The sequence below is a fragment of the Bifidobacterium miconisargentati genome (assembly GCF_019331675.1).
Classification (GTDB): Bacteria; Actinomycetota; Actinomycetes; order Actinomycetales; family Bifidobacteriaceae; genus Bifidobacterium; species Bifidobacterium miconisargentati.
On sequence record NZ_JAHBBJ010000027.1, the window covers coordinates 1 to 18,468 of the forward strand.

At 57.8% G+C, this 18,468-nt stretch carries 11 protein-coding genes; 3 read left to right on the forward strand and 8 right to left on the reverse strand.

The window, feature by feature from the left end:
- The coding region (locus tag KIH81_RS11525) for an IS3 family transposase (RefSeq protein ID WP_214305358.1) at positions 1–80 on the forward strand (80 nt) is incomplete at its 5' end.
- 119 nt (positions 81–199) lie between these two features.
- Here the strand turns inward: KIH81_RS11525 and KIH81_RS11530 are convergent.
- The 6 genes from KIH81_RS11530 to KIH81_RS11555 all read right to left on the reverse strand — a co-directional run bounded on the left by KIH81_RS11530 (position 200) and on the right by KIH81_RS11555 (position 12,054).
- Positions 200–1,894: an aldehyde dehydrogenase family protein gene (locus KIH81_RS11530; RefSeq protein ID WP_420829154.1), complete on the reverse strand. Its 1,695-nt coding sequence runs from the start codon at positions 1,892–1,894 to the stop codon at positions 200–202.
- A 199-nt stretch (positions 1,895–2,093) separates the two neighbouring features.
- Positions 2,094–4,709: a glycoside hydrolase family 2 TIM barrel-domain containing protein gene (locus KIH81_RS11535; RefSeq protein ID WP_214305451.1), complete on the reverse strand. Its 2,616-nt coding sequence runs from the start codon at positions 4,707–4,709 to the stop codon at positions 2,094–2,096.
- 349 nt (positions 4,710–5,058) lie between these two features.
- Positions 5,059–7,143, reverse strand: coding sequence for an LTA synthase family protein (locus KIH81_RS11540; protein WP_214305452.1), 2,085 nt, complete (start codon positions 7,141–7,143; stop codon positions 5,059–5,061).
- 236 nt (positions 7,144–7,379) lie between these two features.
- A complete protein-coding gene (locus tag KIH81_RS11545; protein ID WP_214305453.1) occupies positions 7,380–8,321 on the reverse strand; it encodes a metal ABC transporter solute-binding protein, Zn/Mn family in 942 nt (313 codons plus the stop codon).
- Between the two features lie 1,170 nt (positions 8,322–9,491).
- Positions 9,492–9,869, reverse strand: coding sequence for a hypothetical protein (locus KIH81_RS11550; protein ID WP_214305454.1), 378 nt, complete (start codon positions 9,867–9,869; stop codon positions 9,492–9,494).
- 1,048 nt (positions 9,870–10,917) lie between these two features.
- The gene (locus KIH81_RS11555) at positions 10,918–12,054 is read right to left on the reverse strand and encodes an ATP-binding protein (protein ID WP_214305455.1); all 1,137 of its coding nucleotides are present in this window, start codon (positions 12,052–12,054) and stop codon (positions 10,918–10,920) included.
- A gap of 450 nt (positions 12,055–12,504) precedes the next feature.
- On the opposite strand from KIH81_RS11555, the gene KIH81_RS11560 reads away from it, so the two are divergent.
- Both KIH81_RS11560 and KIH81_RS11565 read left to right on the forward strand, forming a co-directional pair.
- Complete coding sequence (locus KIH81_RS11560; RefSeq protein WP_214305456.1) at positions 12,505–12,735, forward strand: hypothetical protein; 231 nt, start codon at positions 12,505–12,507, stop codon at positions 12,733–12,735.
- A gap of 214 nt (positions 12,736–12,949) precedes the next feature.
- A complete protein-coding gene (locus KIH81_RS11565; RefSeq protein WP_214305457.1) occupies positions 12,950–14,308 on the forward strand; it encodes an ATP-binding protein in 1,359 nt (452 codons plus the stop codon).
- 257 nt (positions 14,309–14,565) lie between these two features.
- On the opposite strand, the gene KIH81_RS11570 is transcribed toward KIH81_RS11565, so the two are convergent.
- Both KIH81_RS11570 and KIH81_RS11575 read right to left on the reverse strand, forming a co-directional pair.
- Positions 14,566–16,476, reverse strand: a complete 1,911-nt coding sequence (locus tag KIH81_RS11570; protein ID WP_214305458.1) for a SpaH/EbpB family LPXTG-anchored major pilin — start codon at positions 16,474–16,476, stop codon at positions 14,566–14,568.
- Positions 16,477–16,627: 151 nt separating this feature from the next.
- On the reverse strand, positions 16,628–18,468 hold a 1,841-nt coding region (locus KIH81_RS11575), incomplete at its 5' end, for a prealbumin-like fold domain-containing protein (RefSeq protein ID WP_214305459.1).

An 18,468-nucleotide genomic window follows, 5' to 3' on the forward strand; every position in this document is an offset into this window, starting at 1 on the left:
ACTGGAACACCAAACGACGCCAGAAACGACTGGAGGGACACACCCCGGAGGAATTCCGGAACATGTCCCTCACAGCCTGATCAGGTACCCTTAATAAACCACGTCCAACTTCCAGGGCGCAGTTCAAATTACACCGGAACTCCCCTCAGTCTCGCTACGCTCGACGGCTCCCCTCGGAGAGGGGAGCCGGATTGTGTTTTCAGCTCAGTCTGGTGATGAAATCGAAGAGGCGATGCTTGGCCTCGGTGAAGGGCGGGTAGACGGCGCGGAGCGTGTCCGGGAACTGGGGTTTGACCACCACGGTCTTGACGTGGCTGAACGTGTCGAAGCCGGCCTTGCCGTGGTATGCGCCCATGCCGGACAATCCCACGCCACCGAACGGCAGTCTGCTGGACAGCAGATGTCCCAATGGCAGGTTGAAGCCCAGCGCACCGGAGCTGGTGCGGCGTTCGAAGGCGAGCCGCACCGCATGGTCACGGGAGAATACGTATGCAGCCAACGGCTTCGAACGACCGTTGATGAACCGGATGGCAGCGTCGGCGTCCCGCACCACCAGAATCGGCAGAATCGGACCGAAAATCTCCTCCTGCATCACCGGCGCGTCCGGTTGGGTGCCGTAGAGCACGGTCGGTGCGATATAGCGCGCGACACGATCCACCTTGCCGCCGCAGATCACACGGCCGGCCGGGTCGGTCGCGCCCGGCAAGGACTGGATACCGTCATCTGTGGGTTCCGCACCCGTCGGCGCCACGCCCGCACCGGAATCCGCCGAAATCGCCTTATCGTTCTCCGCTCCCCCATGGGTCTCAGCCGTAGTATGGACCGGATCATCTGCCGCCGGAACCGTACCGCTGGCAAGAGCACTGACCACATCCGCGACGTTGCCGCCGCTCCGGTTGGCCGCGGCGACTCCCGCATTGATGCGTCGGCCGACCATATCCATCGCAGCGCCGACCGCGGACGCGGCCACCACCAGCGGCGAACTCGGCGTCTCGGGCGGGACGGTGCCGGCCGGCAGCAGTCCGATCAGCCGCTCCATATGACGGTCGTTGATGATGCGACCGTAATCCCGCGAATCCTGCGGATTCTCACCGAAGAATTCGGTGATCGCCACAGCGATGCGGCGGGCCAGCGCTTCGGCCACATCCGGCGTGGCGAGCACGTAATCCGGTGCCACGCAGGTCTGGCCGGCATTGGTGAACTTGCCCCAGACGATGCGTCGGGCAGCCACGTTGATGTCCGTCGTACGATCCACAAAACACGGCGATTTGCCGCCCAGCTCCAACGTAACCGACGTGAGGTTCTCCGCGGCGGCCTTCATCACGATTCTGCCGACCCGTTCGCCACCGGTATAGAAGATATGGTCGAACGGCTCCTTGAGCAGTTCGCCGGTCTCCTTGGGGCCTCCTTCAATCACGCGCACGGCCTCGCAGTCCAAATACTGCGGCACCAGTTCGCTCAGCAATCGCGCGGAGTTGGGTGCGAGTTCGGACGGCTTCAGGCATACGGCGTTGCCGGCCGCGATCGCATCGGCCAGCGGGGCCAGGGCGAGCAGCACCGGATAGTTCCACGGCGCGATGACGAGCACCACGCCTTTGGGTTCGGCCACGGTCCAACCGGTTGCGGGCTGCAGCGCCAACGGCATCGGCTTGGGCTGGCGCGCGGCCCATCGTCCCAGCCGATTCCGCACGAACCGTGCCTCGTCGGCCACCAGGTTCAGTTCCATGAGCACGGTTTCGGCGGCCGGCTTGCCCAGGTCGGCGGCCACCGCGGCCACGAAATCCTCCCGGTTCTCCACGATCATTCGCCGCAGCGCGTCCAGTTGTTCCCGCCGCCACGTCAACGGACGTGTCCGTCCGGAGGAGTAGGCGTTGCGCAATCGCGCGATTGACATATCAGTCATCCTTTATGCAAGCCTTTCGTCGGTTCCAGATAGCAACGTCAGCATCAGCAAGAGCCCATCATCATGATTCCACAAAACCTGTTACGCCAAGACTGAGATGTGTCCGGGCGGACATCCCTCAGTCGGCTTCGCCGGCAACTTCCCAACAAAGGGAGCCGGGAATGGGAGCTGCTGATCTTGGCATAATGGCTCATGATTCCACGGTCACATGGGTGTGCAGCGGCACGCCGGCGGGGACGCGCCAGACTGCCATGGCTCGGCCGAAGTAGGTGGTGCAGGTGGGGCCGGCAAGTTCGTCCTTGGTGATGGGGTTGCCGCTGGCCACGCCCAACAGCTCCGCGCCGTGGGTGGCAAAGGCCGGGGTATCCGGCGCATCGCCCTGTGCCGGCTCCAAAGTCATCGTGATACGTCGGTCACTCGTCGCGTGGACCACGCCATGGGCATCGGTCAAGGCGATGGATTGGAAGACCAGCTCGGTATCGTCCCAGCGCGGGTCGTCCTGCGGGTACGGGTTCGGCACACGCTCACATCGTGTGCTGACCACGATCTCCGGCCCTGCCGAGACCAGCGTGTCACGTCCGAGTTCACGCCCGTCCGCCGCATAGGTCACCGCAGTCAGCTCGCCCGGTTCGTACGGCACACGGAACTCCGTCATGCATCGACGTACCGGCACCGCGCCGCCAACCGGACGGCCATTGAGCAGCAAACGTACGCAGCGTCCGCCGGAATACACCTGAATCAGCGCGTCACGCCCTTCGTAGCCGGCCCATGACCAGCTGGTGACGCCGTCATGCCCGCGCTCGATGAACCGTGAGGTGCGCCCCGGACGCACCGCTTCCCCGCCGTACAGCAACTGCATGGGCCGCACGGTGATGGCCGGCCGACGCCGCACGCCGGTGACCACCTGCCGATAAAGCATCTGCCCGGTCGGCTCACCGGTGATGTCGATGAGTCCGGAGCCGCCCAACAGGCCGGGATAGCGCCGATATGGGCCGGTCAGATGCCCGCGCAGGGCCGCACGATTGCCGTATTCGGCCGTCCAGCCGTCTGGTTCGGGTTTCGCGTACGCCCATGCGCTCACCGACGCCTCGCCGATGTAGTCCCAGCCGGTCCATACGAAGTCGCCGATGAGGTACGGCAACCGGCGGATTGCGGGCCAGGTGTAGGCGATTTCCTGCGGATACGTTTCGCTGGCGCAGAACACGCGCTGCGGATGGCGGCGATGGAACCATTCCGGCCCCTGACGGCAGTAGTTGAGGCCGGCCACGTCCACTTCGCGGAAGACGGCGTCGGTCTGCCGGTCCATGATGCCCGTGGCGAGCGCGAGCGGCATCAGCCGGTCGATGGCCGTGAGCAGCGCGGGCCCGGAGGAGTGTTCGAGCGTGGTGTTGAGGCCGGGTTCGCCCTCCACCTTGGCGTCGTGCTCGTCCATGCCGGCCTTGGTTTTGGCGGCAAGCGCCAGGGAGATCGGGTTCACGCAATCGATGACCGGCCTTGAAGGGTCGAGCCCGCGGATGATGGAACGCATCGAGCGGGCGGCTTCGGCGGCTCGCGGCGACTTGGTGTCCGCGATTTCGTTGCCGATGGAGTAGAGCACCACACTGGGATGGTTGCGGTCTTTGCGAACCATTGCAGCCAGATCGGCGACGTAATGGTCGCGGAAGGAGCCGGCATAGTCGTAGCTGGTCTTGTGCATCCACCACATGTCGAAGGCCTCGTCCATCACGAGCAAGCCCACCTCGTCGCAGGCGTCAAGGAAGGCTTTGGAGAGGGGGTTGTGCGCCGAGCGGACGGCGTTGAAGCCTTGCTCCTTCATGATGCGGGCGCGACGGTATTCGGCCTGTGGCAGTGTGGCCGCGCCGAGGATGCCGTTGTCGTGGTGTACGCAGCCGCCGTTGAGCAGCAATCGTCCGCCGTTGAGTCTGAGCCCGTGCTCGGCGTCGCAGGTGAGTGTGCGGATGCCGAAGCGCTCGGTATGGATGTCAAGTACCGTGCCGACTGCCGTGCACAGTTCGATGCGTGCGGTGTACAGCGCGGGAGCAGCGGGCGACCAAGGACGGACGTGCGGAATCGTGCCCGTCGTTCCGCGGAATCGTGCGACGGTGGTGCCGGAAGCGTCGGCGACCGTCGTCCATAGGTACCGGTTCAGGCCGATTGGTTGGTCGAGGTTGATGGTGATGGTGGCGGAATCGTCATCGGCGATGGCGACGGTATCGATGCGGACGGCATCGGGACGAATCGCATCGGACGGCTCGGGTGAATCGGATGGAGCCGGCTTGGTGACGTCGGCGGACGGGCCGCGGACGATGGACTGGCCGGACAGACTAGGCAGGCCGGACAGTTCGGACGGAATGCGCGAATCGGCCGTGTCCCCGGTATCGGCGACCCACATCCATACGGGCCGGTAGATGCCGGAACCGGAGTACCAGCGCGAGTTCGGGCAGCGGGAATTGTCCACCAGCACGGTCAGGGCGTTGGCGCCGGGGTTGAGCAGGGCGGCGATATCGAGGTAATAATCACCGTAGCCGTAGGTAAGCTCGCCGGCCGGCTCGTCGTTGACGAGTACGGTGGCGCCCGGATAGACGCCCTCGAATTCGAGGAGCGCAGCGGCGGGCGTGGCGGCGACGTGTAGCGTGGTGCGGTATTCGTAGATGCCGCCCGGATAGTAGCCGGTATTGTAGCCGTTGGGTGTATTCGGGTCGCGCGTCTCGCGGATCATCGCGTCGTGCGGGAGCGTGACCGATTGCCACGAACCCCCATCGATTGAGCGGAACTGCCAGTGATGATTCACGTCGATGCGCTTCATGGCTTTTATTGTAGGCCGGGCAGCATGGGGAGAGCAGCATCATTCCGGACTGGATATCGTAGGCGGTACGATGCCGTGCCGGTTGAAAGCCGGGAACCTGATTTACGCCGAAATCCTTATGGGACTACCTCTTAGTCGGCTTCGCCGACAGCTCGTCCTGCAATTGAGGACGAACTTTGTTCGAGGTCTGTTGGCTCGGCTGTCGTCTCGCACACTGCCTGAAAACAATCCACAGGATTGTTTGCTTTACGGCAGTGGTACTGCAATTACGGACGGGCTACGCCCGCGGCTTGTTGGCTCGACTGTCGTCTCGCACGTTACCTACAAACAGCCCACCGGGCTGTTTGTTTTACGGTAACGTCATAAAGTCCGTGTCTTTGAGGTAGTTTTTGCCGGTGGTGATGTCGTACTGGATGAGCTTGTAGTCGGCGAGCAGCTGCTTGGTCTCCTCGTCGAAGTCCTCCTCGCTCATCGGGTTGCCGGCGTGGTCCAGATAGATGGACTGACCTTCGGGGATGCGGTCCCAGCCCTGGATCTTGTTGACCACCGGCGGTTCCATGGCGGCCACCTTCGCGTGCATTTCGGTCAGGAACGCGAGATACGGCGAAACCTTGGCGTTCATGTGGTCGGCGGCCTGGGCCACAAAGAAGTTCGGCGAGGAGTAGGCCGAACCGCCCGTCTTGTTGCCCTGCGTGCCGGAGGCCTTGTTGGACCAGATGAAGTAGTCGGTCAGATGCAGGGCGAGCGAGTTGTCGTCATCCTGGCTGGCGGAGGAGTAGATGCCGGGCAGATGGTCGCCGTAGAAGACCACGGTGACGGGCTTGTCCAGCTTGTCGAGCTCGTCCAGGAACTCCTGCGTGGCCTCGTCCGTGATGAACGCGCCCTTCTGATAGGTCTCGATCGACTCCTTCTCGTCCTCCTCCAACGGCGTGCCGGTGGTGGATTCGGCGGTGAAGTCGTTGTTCTCATACCACTCGTGATAGGGCATGTGGTTCTGCATCGTGATGATCTGGATGAACTTGCTCGTCTTGCCGGACTTGATGCCCTCCAGCGCGGAATCATAGGTGGACTTGTCCGAGACGTACGGCGATTCGTCGATCTTGTCCTGGTACTTGATCACGTCCGGACCGGTGAGCGTGTAGAAGTGCGAGAAGCCGAACTTCTTGTAGTTCGTGGCGCGAGAGTACATGCTGGACTCGTACGGATGGTAGCCGAGCGAGTTGGCGGGCGCGCCCCACAGCTGGTTCACGGTGGGCGTCCAGTGTTCGGACGGCACAAGCTGCTGGTAGGGGCTGGTCAGGGAGGAGTCGAAGTTGGCCATGCTCAGGCCCGTCAGACCCATGTATTCGAGGTTCGCGGTGCCGCCGCCGTAGCCCGAGGAGAGCATGAGGCCGGAGGTGGTGGATTCCTTGATCTTGCGGATGTTGGGCATGGAATCCTTGTTCACCTTGAGGCCGGGCACGCGGCTCGGATCCGAGAACGATTCGGACAGCACGTACACCACGGTGGAATCGTTGAGATCGTTCGCACGGGAGGCGTTGATCTTGGCGGCGGCCTTCTTGTAGCGCGCGGCCACCTGCTTCATGGTCTCCTCGGAGTAGTTGTCCGGCTTGTCCATGACCTTCGGGTTGAGCTGGCGGGTGAAGGCCACGAGCGGGCCGTTGCGCTGCGCGTCGTAGACGGAATCCCACATGGACGGCTTGTCGCCCATGGCGTGCGAGAACTTGTTGGCCCACGAGTCGGTGGTGCTCACCTGCATGCAGTACAGCGAGAAGGCGAGGACCGGCAGCAGGATGAGCACCAGTCGCGTGCCGAGGTTCAGGCCGATGTTGCCGGAGCGGATCATGCGGCCCTTGCGGCCGTCGAGATGACGCAGCACCAGAATCAGCGCAAGCAGGGCGGCGAACACGCCGAGCGCGATGAGGATGGTCACATGCGCGCCCGCGGGAATGAAGGTGAGCATGTTGCCGGTGTTGGAGCCCAGGAAGTTGAGGTCGGCGGGCAGGATCGCCTCGTAGCGGATCTCGATCTTGAAGTGTTCGATGGCGGCCACCAGAATCGCCACGCCCACGATCACCGCGCTGGCGGTCCAGAAGCGGTTGAACAGCATGAGCAACATGAGGTACAGCAGCCCCACGAGCAGCACGTTGAGCAGCACCACGGCGTTGCCTTCGCTCCACAGCTTGGTCACGAAGTTGAAGCCGACGTCCGGGCTGGACAGTTGCACGCGCGTGGAGCTGGTGGAGACGCCCACTTCGAGCGCGGCCACGGCCACGGCGTCGAACACGATGAAAAGGATGGCGTACAGCCAGCCGGGGAACGGCTTGTGCGGGTGCTTGGGAGTGACTTCGTCCGCCTCGGCACGGTTCGTCCAGAGCCGCCAACGGGACTTCGGTGCGCTGCTACTGCTCGTGTTAGTGGTGTTCTCGCTCATTCGCCTGCTTGTCCTGTGATGCTTTTCAGTGGCATATTTTCGCCACCGAACCTTGGAGAATCAACGTTCTCTCCGGTTTCCTCACGGTTCTCTAACTATTGGGACCGGCTTGTTGCGGCTTCGCGCCGTTTCCCGGCCATTCACTCTGAAGCAACCTTAACGCAAAGGGTGCCTCGGGTCAGCCCCGAGACACCCTGAATCCGGCCCTGATTGGACCGACAAGTTGCGGGATCGCGCTACTTCGCCGCGGTCGCGAACTGGTCCACGAGCGCGCCCATCCAATCGAGCAGGTCGCCGTACTTGGCGGGCATCTGCTCGGTCAGCTCCACGATCGGCACGTCGGCCTGTTTGGCGGCATTGGTGATCTGTTCGGTGGTGGAGTTGGACTCCTGCGTGTTGAGGACCAGCAACTTGGCATCGCCGGCCTTGAGCGCATCCTGGAAGTCCTTGATGTCGGCCGGGGTCGGCTCGCTCTCGTTGGCGGAGGCCTGCGCGTAGCCCTGCGGCGTGGCGTCGGTCATCTTGAGATCGTCCGCAAGGTACCAGGCCACGGACTCGGTGGCGGCGTACGGCAGGTTCGCGGTCTTGGCTGCGACGTTCTTGATTTTGGCTTCGAGCCGGTCTTCCTTGGCATGCCAGTCCTGATTGAGCTTGGCGTACACGTCTTTGTGGGTGGGATCGGCCTGCTGGTAAGCGGCGGTGATGGCGTCCGCGGCGGCGGAGCGTGCCTTGGCGGAGAACCAGACGTGTGGGTTGTCGCCCTCCTTGATGCCGGCGGTTTCGGCGGCGTCCACCAGCGTTGCCTTGGTGGACTCGGCGGCCTTGGACGCCCACGGATCGTAGTCGGCGCCGTTCACGATGGCGATTTGCGCGCTGCCGAACCTGGCCACGTCCTTGGCCGTGGGTTCGTAATCGTGCGCCTCGACGTTGGTCTTGGTCATGATGTTGGTGACGGCGACGTGTTCGCCGCCGAGGTCTTCCGCTACGGAGCCCCACTGGTTGATGGAGGCGACGACCGCGATGGTGCCGGCCGTCGTTCCAGTGCCGGATGCCGCGGTTCCGGACTGGGTGGCGCCTCCAGCGGTCCCGGTGAAGCCGCAGGCGGCGACAGTGAGCAGCAGCGCGGCCGTCGCGGTGATTCCGGCGAGCGCACGTTTGGCATGGGACTTGATAGACATAATCGTTTTCCTCTCTAATCGGTCTGTTAATGACCGGCCTGTTTGCGGCGATTCCGCTTGCAATCGCCCCGCCGACGACCGAAGTATGCCGCGGGCGGCCAAAACCGTTCCGTTCGCCGGCATCAAGGCGCGACCCGAATTGGCAGGCACGGACCACAACCGCAATTGCGTTCCCCGTCGGCCAGCCCGCCGGGGCCGTGTCGAAGCCCCGACAAACCGGTCAGCGGCAGCCGTCAACTCACCCCGAACTTCTCCCGAAGCGGACCGAGTAGTGTCGCCGCAGCTGCTTGACTTTGGGCCGGTCTGTTCCAAGCGGCTCCGAAGATCCTGAAGAGGCGGGCACTGCCTGATGCTCTCTTCCGGTCTTCTGGACCCGTGTGGCTCTCGTGACCGCGGAATTCTTCGGCTGTTACCGAAAGACAGCATAACACATATTGAGAATCATTTTCATTAGCGATAAATCGGCGTGTCGTACGCCTCGCATCCAACCTGTATCTCTAGTCTCAAAACGCAATCACCAGATCTGCCGCCAAGCTCCCCACCAATCGCGCATATGGCTGAGTCACCTTGTCTTCGCACCAATCCAGGCCGGGCTCGGCCAGAGCAGAGGACCTTCAGACGACCACCTCCGGCCAGAGGAACCGTCCTCCGCTACCCGCTCCCCAACGCGCCGCACATCCCGCGTCCAAAGCATCACAACGCATTATCAGCCAGCTGCTGCCCCTCACGCACCACACATCCCTCATCCAAAAGCATCGCAGCACATGTCATCCACCTCAAAAACCCACAACATCGACCACATGACCCCAGCGACAATCCCATAAAGACCACCATCGGCCGGCAGATATCTTCCACCGTCCTCTCTCTCGCTCCAGTCGCGGTCATTCCATACCAGTACGCCATGCATTCTGTACTGGAAAGACCGCCACAACGGCATTTTGCGGTCCTTTGAGTACAGGAACATGATCTTCTGTACTGAAAAGACCGCAAAACAGCCCTTCAGAGGTCTTTCGAGTACAGAAGGGCACCTTTTCTAGCCTCAAAAGACCGCAATGCCACCTTTCAGAGGTCTTTTGGAGCCAGAAAACCGGTCTTCTAGCCTCAAAAGACCGCCACCCTCTCTCTCCGGATAGGCAGGACAACAGACACTCCGCTCAACGATCCTTCACCTCAGGCATTTCGCGGCAATCCGGCAGCGCACAACTTGTCAATCAGCGGCTGTCTCCGCATAACATCGTCATAGCTGAGACGAACTATGCGGTTCACGCCCCACTCATACAGCTTGCGTTCCCGCTCGCCCTGCTGATTGACCACGGCTTGGATGGAGCGGCGGCCCGTCATCGCAGGATCCGTGTATTTGACCACACCGTCATATTCCGCAATAACCGTATACCTGCCCGGAAACGACCACATAAAATCGACCCGATACCATTCACCGGGATTCCCGGGCGTCTCAAGCACCCGTTGCAGCTGCGGCACCGGAAAGCCCTCCTCTATCATCACCGCCCGCGCCAATGACTCACCGCCATTCTCGCTGAGCGGATCCACATACTCCAGCAACCGATTTACCGCTGAGGTATCGCGATGAAGCCCCGCACACAGGGCACGAAGCCCGCCCGCAGCACAGACACCTCTCCTAAAGGCCGAGTCAAAGATGGGCAACGCACCGGTAAACGGGAGAATCAAGGCACAATCCACCAACGTCCGATCTACTGACGTCACTTGCACACCCTGCACTCGAACAAGCGGTATCTCAGGCATGAATATGTGACGTATACCATTCGCACCGGGACGGGACGTGCCCGTAGACGCAAGATATAACCCCGTACGATGAATCGACCACTGATGCTCAAATCCATACAAGGCAACCGCCGTGGGCCCGGCAAACACCCATGACGGATATCGCGCCGCCAAACAACGTGCGAGATGCTTAGTCCGCTCAGCGTCGTTCAGCGAACTCCAATAATCCGCCTCAACGAATACCCCTCGATATGGGCTGACCAACTCGCCGGCGTGCACCCGACGCCTCAACGCCTTGCCCTCTGCGATGCTGGCCGCAAACACGCAACTGCCTCGTTGCCGTGCCTGCGCAAGTTTGTCCGTGATGATGCGATGCGTCTTCATGCGCCTGACGCTAACCGTCTGTGTATGCGAGCGTCCAGCCGAACCGGCCTATGTGGATGCAGCTTCCCGATCATCGGCGTGTTGTGGATTACTTTGCATTACGCCGGATGCACTCCCGGAGCAAAGGAAAAGGCCCGGCTGATGAGACCGGGCCCGGAGAGAGGGAAGAGAAGAGGAAGAAGAAAGGTTCGTTCAATTATGAGATTCTGCGGAAATCCCATCGGCTTGCTTTCGTTTGCCGACACTCATATATAACCGCGCGAACCTTCACATAACGATGCGGGATCCAGCAAGTTCCCTCCTGCCTTCCTGAAAGTCCGCTGGGACGGCCTACGCAAAATCGTAACGCATACCAGCCTCGGAACAATCCGCACGATGGTTATCTGCCGACCGCAAGCTCCGGTTTCCGTGATTATCGACAGTCATGATTCCGCCGCACGCCAAGCACAGAAGCCTCGCCGACGCCCATTGCTTACAACGACCGCAGATACTGCCCCAAATGCGGCACGGCGAATTCCACCTGTCCATGCCCAGTTGCGCGAATGAGCTTGTCCTTGATCAGAATCGCACGATACTTGCTCACCCAACTCCGACTGCGGCGAGCCCTTTCAGCGATGTCACCAACCTGTGTGGGATTCGGCGAATCCGCGGCCATCGCTTTCAGGAACAAACGCTCTGCGCTGGTGGTGCCATCCAAGGCGGGCGCGCATACGGCGTCATCGAAGGCGAGCAGAGCATCGGAAAAACCGGCTGCGACATCGTCAGATGTAATAACATCGGATCCGCGACGCTGGGCGGACTGCCACATGTAATACCCCACCAGCTGCACCATATACGGGTATCCCTCGGACTGCCGGGCAGCCTCAAGCGCATCAGTCTCGCTGATGGTCTTGCCGGAATCCGCCACCGTTTCCAGAAAAGCGTTCTTGACATCCGGCAGCGGCACATTATCCAACTCGCGCCGCAATGCCCGGCGGAGGAACGTGGTCACTTCGTTGTCCAACAAATCATTGACCATGTAGGGCAGTCCCGCGAAGACGATGGCGACGCCTTTTTTCTTCGCGTCGGGAACGTCACTCTCATCCGCGTCCGTAATGACGTGCTGCACGGCGGTGGCGATGGCTACCAGGTCCTCGCGGGAAGCCGCCTGAGTCTCGTCGATGGTGATGAGAATGCCCTTGCCGTCTTTGATTTTCTTTGATTCCAGGCGTTTGTTCAAAGCGTTGCGCAAGGTTAACGGGTTGGATTCCGCGGAAAAATGGGCCTGTCCAAGACTGGCGGAGGCGATGCCGGGGATGCTGATTGATGGGTTGAAATCGGCTTGGTTCAGACGCATGCCACTAGGAGCAAGCGTCGTTATCAGGCGCGATACCAGTCCCGCGGAAGCGGTTTCGCCAATCACTTCCCACTGCTGGGCTTTGGCGATGCGCCGGAATTCGGTCAGCATGACAGTTTTGCCGAAACCTCGTTGACCGGTAACGAGCATGATGCGCCCAGGAGCGCCGACGCCATTCGTCAGTGCTTCGGAAAAGTCGTCGATGATGGCTTGACGGCCGATGAGAATCGGCGGCATCTTTCCGGCCGTCGGCTTGAATGGATTGACTCTCATCAACGCTCCTCCCCTATGAGAACATCGCCTCTGCTCGATATGACGCACAAGCAATGCGCACTATTGTACACGAATGCGTACCAAATTACACGAATGTACACCGATGTACACCATTGCGTACTGTTGTGCACCATTGTCTACTGCATAAAAGGCGCGCTTGGCATGGGGCAGGTCCGGCGAGCACCGGTACGCATCTGACGCCGATGCAGGTCGGCGCCCGTCCTGTGCCGACCCCGGCAGCCGTCTATTGCAGGCTCACAGAACGTTCCGCACAGACCCGGCGAACGCCCAATGAAGCCGAAAATGACTAATGTCTGCGCACGGTTCCGGCAAGGTCGGCGTCCACGAAGTAGTGCCCGCCGACGGTCCGCCTGAGCAACGGCCCCGCCCCGCCGCCAGTTCGCGGCGAAAAGGTTGAAATGTGCGTCGTCGCCATGGTTCATGACCCACATGGAGCCCACTTCGGCGACGATTCTGCCCGCGCCCGCAATGACGCACCCGACCGCGGCAGCAGCACCGATTACGATGCCGGCCACATTGCCCAAGGCGTTGCGATTGCCCGCCGCGAACGATTCGCGCGCCACGTCGTTCGTACCGGTGAGCCAGATCGGCGATTCCAGCGGATGCGTTGGTTTCCGCGCAGAGTCCAATGCCAGGTTTTCGGACGGTTGCGTCATGTGATTCCCCTCTTCCCTCGATTGTTGCATTCCATTATCGGAGCGGATATAGGGAATCGCAGGACCGCAAAATGGACAGAAGATGAATATTGGGGCATACGACCCCGAGCCACAGATATAGCTTAGAAATGTGCAAATTCCGGTATACATGAAACCTTAGAAACGTGCAGTTCTATACTGAAGTTAAACCTCAGAAACGTGCATCACAAGGAGGCACAATGTTCCGGCGAAAGGCATACGACAAACTCCTCGAATGGAAACGCATCAGCAACGGAAAGACCGCCATGCTCATTGAGGGTGCCCGACGGGTGGGAAAATCCACAATCGTCGAAGAATTCGCCCGCAAAGAATATCAGTCGTATGTGCTCGTCGATTTCACGAGAGTAACCGACGAGTTCAAGCAAATGCTGCTGGACATGAGGAACGATCTCGACGGCTTTTTCCTGTATCTCAGCGCAACATTCGGCGTCACGCTCATACCGCATGAATCCGTGATCATCTTCGATGAAGTACAACTTTTCCCGCCCGCGCGGGAATTCATCAAGCATCTTGTCGCCGACGGGCGCTTCGATTACATCGAAACAGGCTCCCTGATCTCAATCAACGCAAACGTCAAGAACATCCTCATCCCTTCAGAAGAAGAGTCCATGAGCATGACGCCGTTGGATTTTGAGGAATTCCTGTGGGCCATGGGCGAGGACGCTCTCGCACAGATGATCCGTCACTCATTTGACACCAAGTCCGCGCTGCCGAATTCCCTGCACCGCAAGGCTGAACGTCTGTGGCGAGAATACATGATCGTCGGAGGAATGCCACAATCCGTCGTCGCTTATGTTCCTTCACGCGATATGGTCGCAGCCGACCGGGCCAAGCGAATGGTGCTCAAGATCTACAGGGAAGACATCGAGAAATATGGTGGTCTGGCCTCAAAGAGAATCCGCGCCATCTTCGACGCCATTCCCGGACAGCTATCGAAACACGAAAAGCGCCTGGTCTACACACAAGTGGAACGCGGCTCACGATCCAGGGACTTCATGACCGCATTCACTTGGATGAGGGAAGCCGCCACGGTCAATCTGTGCGTCCTGGCAGAAGATCCATCGCTTGGACTCGCACTGAGCGCCGATAACGCTACCCTGAAGTGCTACATGGCAGACACCGGTCTGCTTTCCACCATGTCATTCTCCGCAAACGGCACCGCCATGCCGGAAGTGTACCGTCAAGTGCTGCTCGGCGCCGACGGCGTGAACGAGGGTATGCTTGCAGAGAACGCGGTCGCCCAGCAACTGGCGGCCAATGGCCATGATCTATATTTCTACGCCAAATCATCGAACAATCGCGATGAACGCATGGAAATCGACTTCCTTATCATCCGGCCATATCCCGACGCAGCCATGAAGCCACGTGTGAGCCCCATCGAGGTCAAGGCCGGCAAACGATACACCACCGTATCGCTCGATAAATTTGCCAAACGTTTTCCCGGTCGTACAGGGGAAGAGTACGTGCTGCATCCACGACCGATGCGCAACGAAGGGAATAGGCGATTCCTGCCGCTCTACATGTCGTTCTGTCTGTAAAGCAGAATGAAACGCACCGATCATGACGCTGCGTATTGCAAAAGACCGCTCGGCCTATGTGATTCGCGAGACCGAACGTGGAGAGGTCGATTTTGCCGTGCCGTTCCTACGGGAGTATTTGCGGCGGAGGGCTGCCTGACAAGCAACCTGCACGACAGCCGCACTAAAAACGCCCGTAAGACAAAGGTGGGCGCATACCGTGTTGGTATGCACCCACCTTGCGCTATGCCGGATTATCTATATCCATAGATTGCCGATCAGGCGTTCAGCATGGCCTTGGTCTTGCGGGACTTCAGGAACACCGTCACACCCGCGCCGGCGAGCAGCGCGGCGACTACGACAAATAACGCTATACCAGCACCGCCAGTCTTAGGAAGTTCTCCGATGGTCTTTGCATTCTTCACAATGTGCCTATCAGTATCAATAAGATCCCATGTTGCATCCTTAGAGAACACAGGCTTATACAGACCATTCGGCTCCTGGCCTGTCAGCTCATTGCCCTGCTCGTCAATCGGAGCAATGATAGTGACTTCGAAGTGAGCCAAAATGCTGTCCTGATAGCCAGCTGGAGCTTTGGTCTCCTTCACTACATAGGTACCGGCATCAAGACCACCAAGCCAAATCCGACCATTTTCCCCGAGCACGCTTTGCGATGTCACCGTATCAAAAACTGCCTTATTGTCAACCGTAACATTCTGGTCTTTTGCTACAAAATATTGGCCGGCAGTATTGGGATTGCCTGAGTTGTCTTTGACGAATTTAATTGGCGTGTCACTTCCCTTTTTGAAAATCTTGAACTCAGCACCGTTCAGTTTTTCAGTTTCTTTAACATTAGTCTTTGTGAAATCGAACTGATATGTATATACTTTCGGCGACTCCGGAGTATTTTCACCTGTTCCCTCAGAGCCGGGGTTATTCGAGTATTCAAGCTTGACATCATTGGGATTACCAGAAACCCCAATCACGGCATTCTGGTTCAGAATCGCAGAATAGGTAACAACAATATCCGTGCCGTAGGCAAGTGATTTAATACGCGCAGATCCGCTACCTGTCAAATCAATGGTGAAAGTTGTTGTTCCATCATCATTGGCAGTGACTGTGACAGCATAATCAGTTCCTTCTGTCAACGCCTCAGGCGTATCAGCACCATTGCGAGTAGCAGTGACCACGATACCTGTATGTGCACTGTCACTGCTGCTGTTCTTATCAAGAAGAGTCAAACCCTTCGACAAGGTATCGGTAATTTTATACGTGTACTTGTCATAACCGGTAGTATTCGGAACCTTTCCGGTAATTCGATAATTGACCGTATCGCCAATATTGCAATCGGCGTAATCGCCCCATTCGCCTTGATCGTTCTTGATCTTCTTTGCAATCGTCGGCTTGTTAGGCTTGACATTCACCACGCCAAGAGGCTTCTCACCGCTTGCCCCGTCAAATTGCTTACCCGCAATTTGCGTTCCGACAATCATAGGAATCGATGCAGTAGAACCATCGGAGAGGTTTTCGGTAATATCAGTGACCGCATAAAGGCCTGGCACCAGACCCGGATTGGTATCAGCCGGTTCACCGGAGCCAAGTACCGCTTCGGTTGCATTATCACCACCAGTTACCGTCGCGGCAGCAATAGCATTACGAAAAGCGTCGGTCTTTGCCAATGCCGTCACAAAATCACGGAGCAGACCTTCATAAGGTTCCTCGGACGAAGTGATATCCAAGTTGCCGCGATTGTCGCGAACTAGGTATCCAAGATAGTGCGCAGCCACATAACCAATCGGATTCCCCACATATTCACTTGACGTATAACCATTCTGAATACCGGGAGTATCAGAATCCTCATCAACAGAATTCAGCGAATCAATAATCGCGACATACAATGCCTTATCCGCAGCAAGATTGCTGTTGGCACCCTTGGTCTCCAAATAGACACCTGAAATATTGCTCTTGTCATCCTTACCGGCAGCGGTATATGCAGCAAGAGGAACAGCCTTGAACGTATGCTTGCTAATCGAATCTGCATCGCCCTTGACAGTAATAGTCTGCTTTTCACTTAATTCAGTAGGAGTGAATTCCGTATCGGAGGCATTAGCTGTACCTGCAGCAAACACCATGCCACTGAGCAGCATAGCGGCCGCAGAGAAACCAGCCATTATTTTTTTCAAATTCACAAGAACCTCTTCCTTATTATTCTAAATACTCTTTTATGCCAATTAAGCAGAAACAAGCATCTTGAATCCGCGATTAATAACCGCTCGTAATTTCAGAAGACTCTTTCTTCCACACATGTAATCCATGAAAGAATCATCTTCCGGCAGGGAACTACATGTTCAGCCCCTTCCGCCTGCGATATTCATTCGTAAGGGCCGTTGCCAACCCAGCGGCCGCAGCAAAAGCACTGCCAGCAAGTATCCAGCTACGGGCATCACCACCGGTCAATGGCAAGTCGCCCACAGGCTTGGAATTAGGAATGCAATTGACACCCCCAACATCCTTGATGCAGGACTCATTCAAATCCAATAGAGAAGTGGATTGTGTCGCTCCGATAGTGAATACGTATTCTTTATCGGACTTCACATAACCGGAGGGAGCCTTTGTTTCCTTGAGCGTATAACGGTAGCGAATTCCTTTCTGGTCCTGATCTGCGGTCGGACGTTGCAGGCCAGAAACTTTGAGATATCCCATGCCGTCAGCGAGATCGTTATACCAATGCTTCAAATCATCGCCTTCGCCACTCGTTTGGAGTCCTGTACTTTGGCCAGAGCAGGGTTCTGTCGCACCCGATTCCGTATGGCAGTCAGTGATTGACGCCTTTACGGTCTTGACATCAGTATTGACAAGCTTGCCGTTGCTATCGACCGCTACTGGCCCAACAAGAGACCACTCGGTCTCTTCCGAATCAAGGACAAGGCCGCTTTCGGCATCAACCTTCTTCCACGATATTTGCGGCAGTGTATTGATGACGTTGGCTGCGCCATTATTTTGAGACACAGGTGTTGTCCCATCGGCCTTATACAGAACTACAGATCCATCCGTATCGGATTCGAGTTTTTCCGGAATAGTGAAAATATACACATTCTCAGCTTCGGGATCCCAATATCCATCTGGAGCAACGGATTCTTTGAGCTGGTATTTACCCGGCTTCAAACCATTGATATTAAATTTTCCTACCGACGAATCACGATCGACATAATAGCTATTCCCGTTTGGAATGGAAGCGCAATTAACGTCTTTATCTGTGACAACCACACAGTCACGGACTTCCCGCGAAGATTTTTCGTCGAGTGTTGTGCCATCTTCCTTATACTCTGTCACAGTCCATTCGGAATCCGACAGCGGCTGATTAGTGTCAGCATCCACTTTGCCCCATGAAACACCCTTCAACGGAGAATTGCCGATATGCTTATCGACAGTAGTAACGGCGTTCCCATCATCATCAGTACCGTTGTCCCATCTCGCCTGTGCGTTATCGACAGTAAAAGTGTATTCCTTGACGTTACCGTCAGAATCAACTTCCGGTTCGTAGCCCGTAGGAGCCCGATATTCGGTCATCGTATACGTACCATTACCGAGATTGTTGATATCAAACCCGCCACCGTCTGGATTGTTGTCGAATCCGGAATACGAATAGGTATTACTTACTTCTTTATCATTAGCAATATTGTCAATAACAATTGCACTGCGAGTTACAGTTGCAGTGGTCACGCCCTTCTCAGCACTGATTTCCACGACCTCTTTCCAGCACTTACCATCGCTATAGCCCTCATACTGAGAAGTGCCGTTTTCATCATTCTTCACCGCACAAATCGTTGGATAGAAATCCTCTTCAAAAGGACCTCCCGCATTCTTCTTGGCTTGAGCCTCGACTTGATATACTGCCGCCTCATCAGTACCCTCAACTGTTGCGGTTCCGGTAGAAACGATCTGCCACTGAGAACCAGATAACGGCTTCGATTCATCAGGAACAGCAACACCATTCTCATCGGTCTTGCTTGCATCTTTACTCCACGAAGCAGTGTACGGAGTAGAGAACAATACAGGCGCTTGTGTTGTTTTCGTGGGTGTGGGTTCGTCGTTGAGCCGTTGAGGGAGTAAGAGAAGAGCGCTTCCTGGGTAGGATGTTTTCGACCAAGATAAACAAGCAACCAGCAAGCGCCTGATGA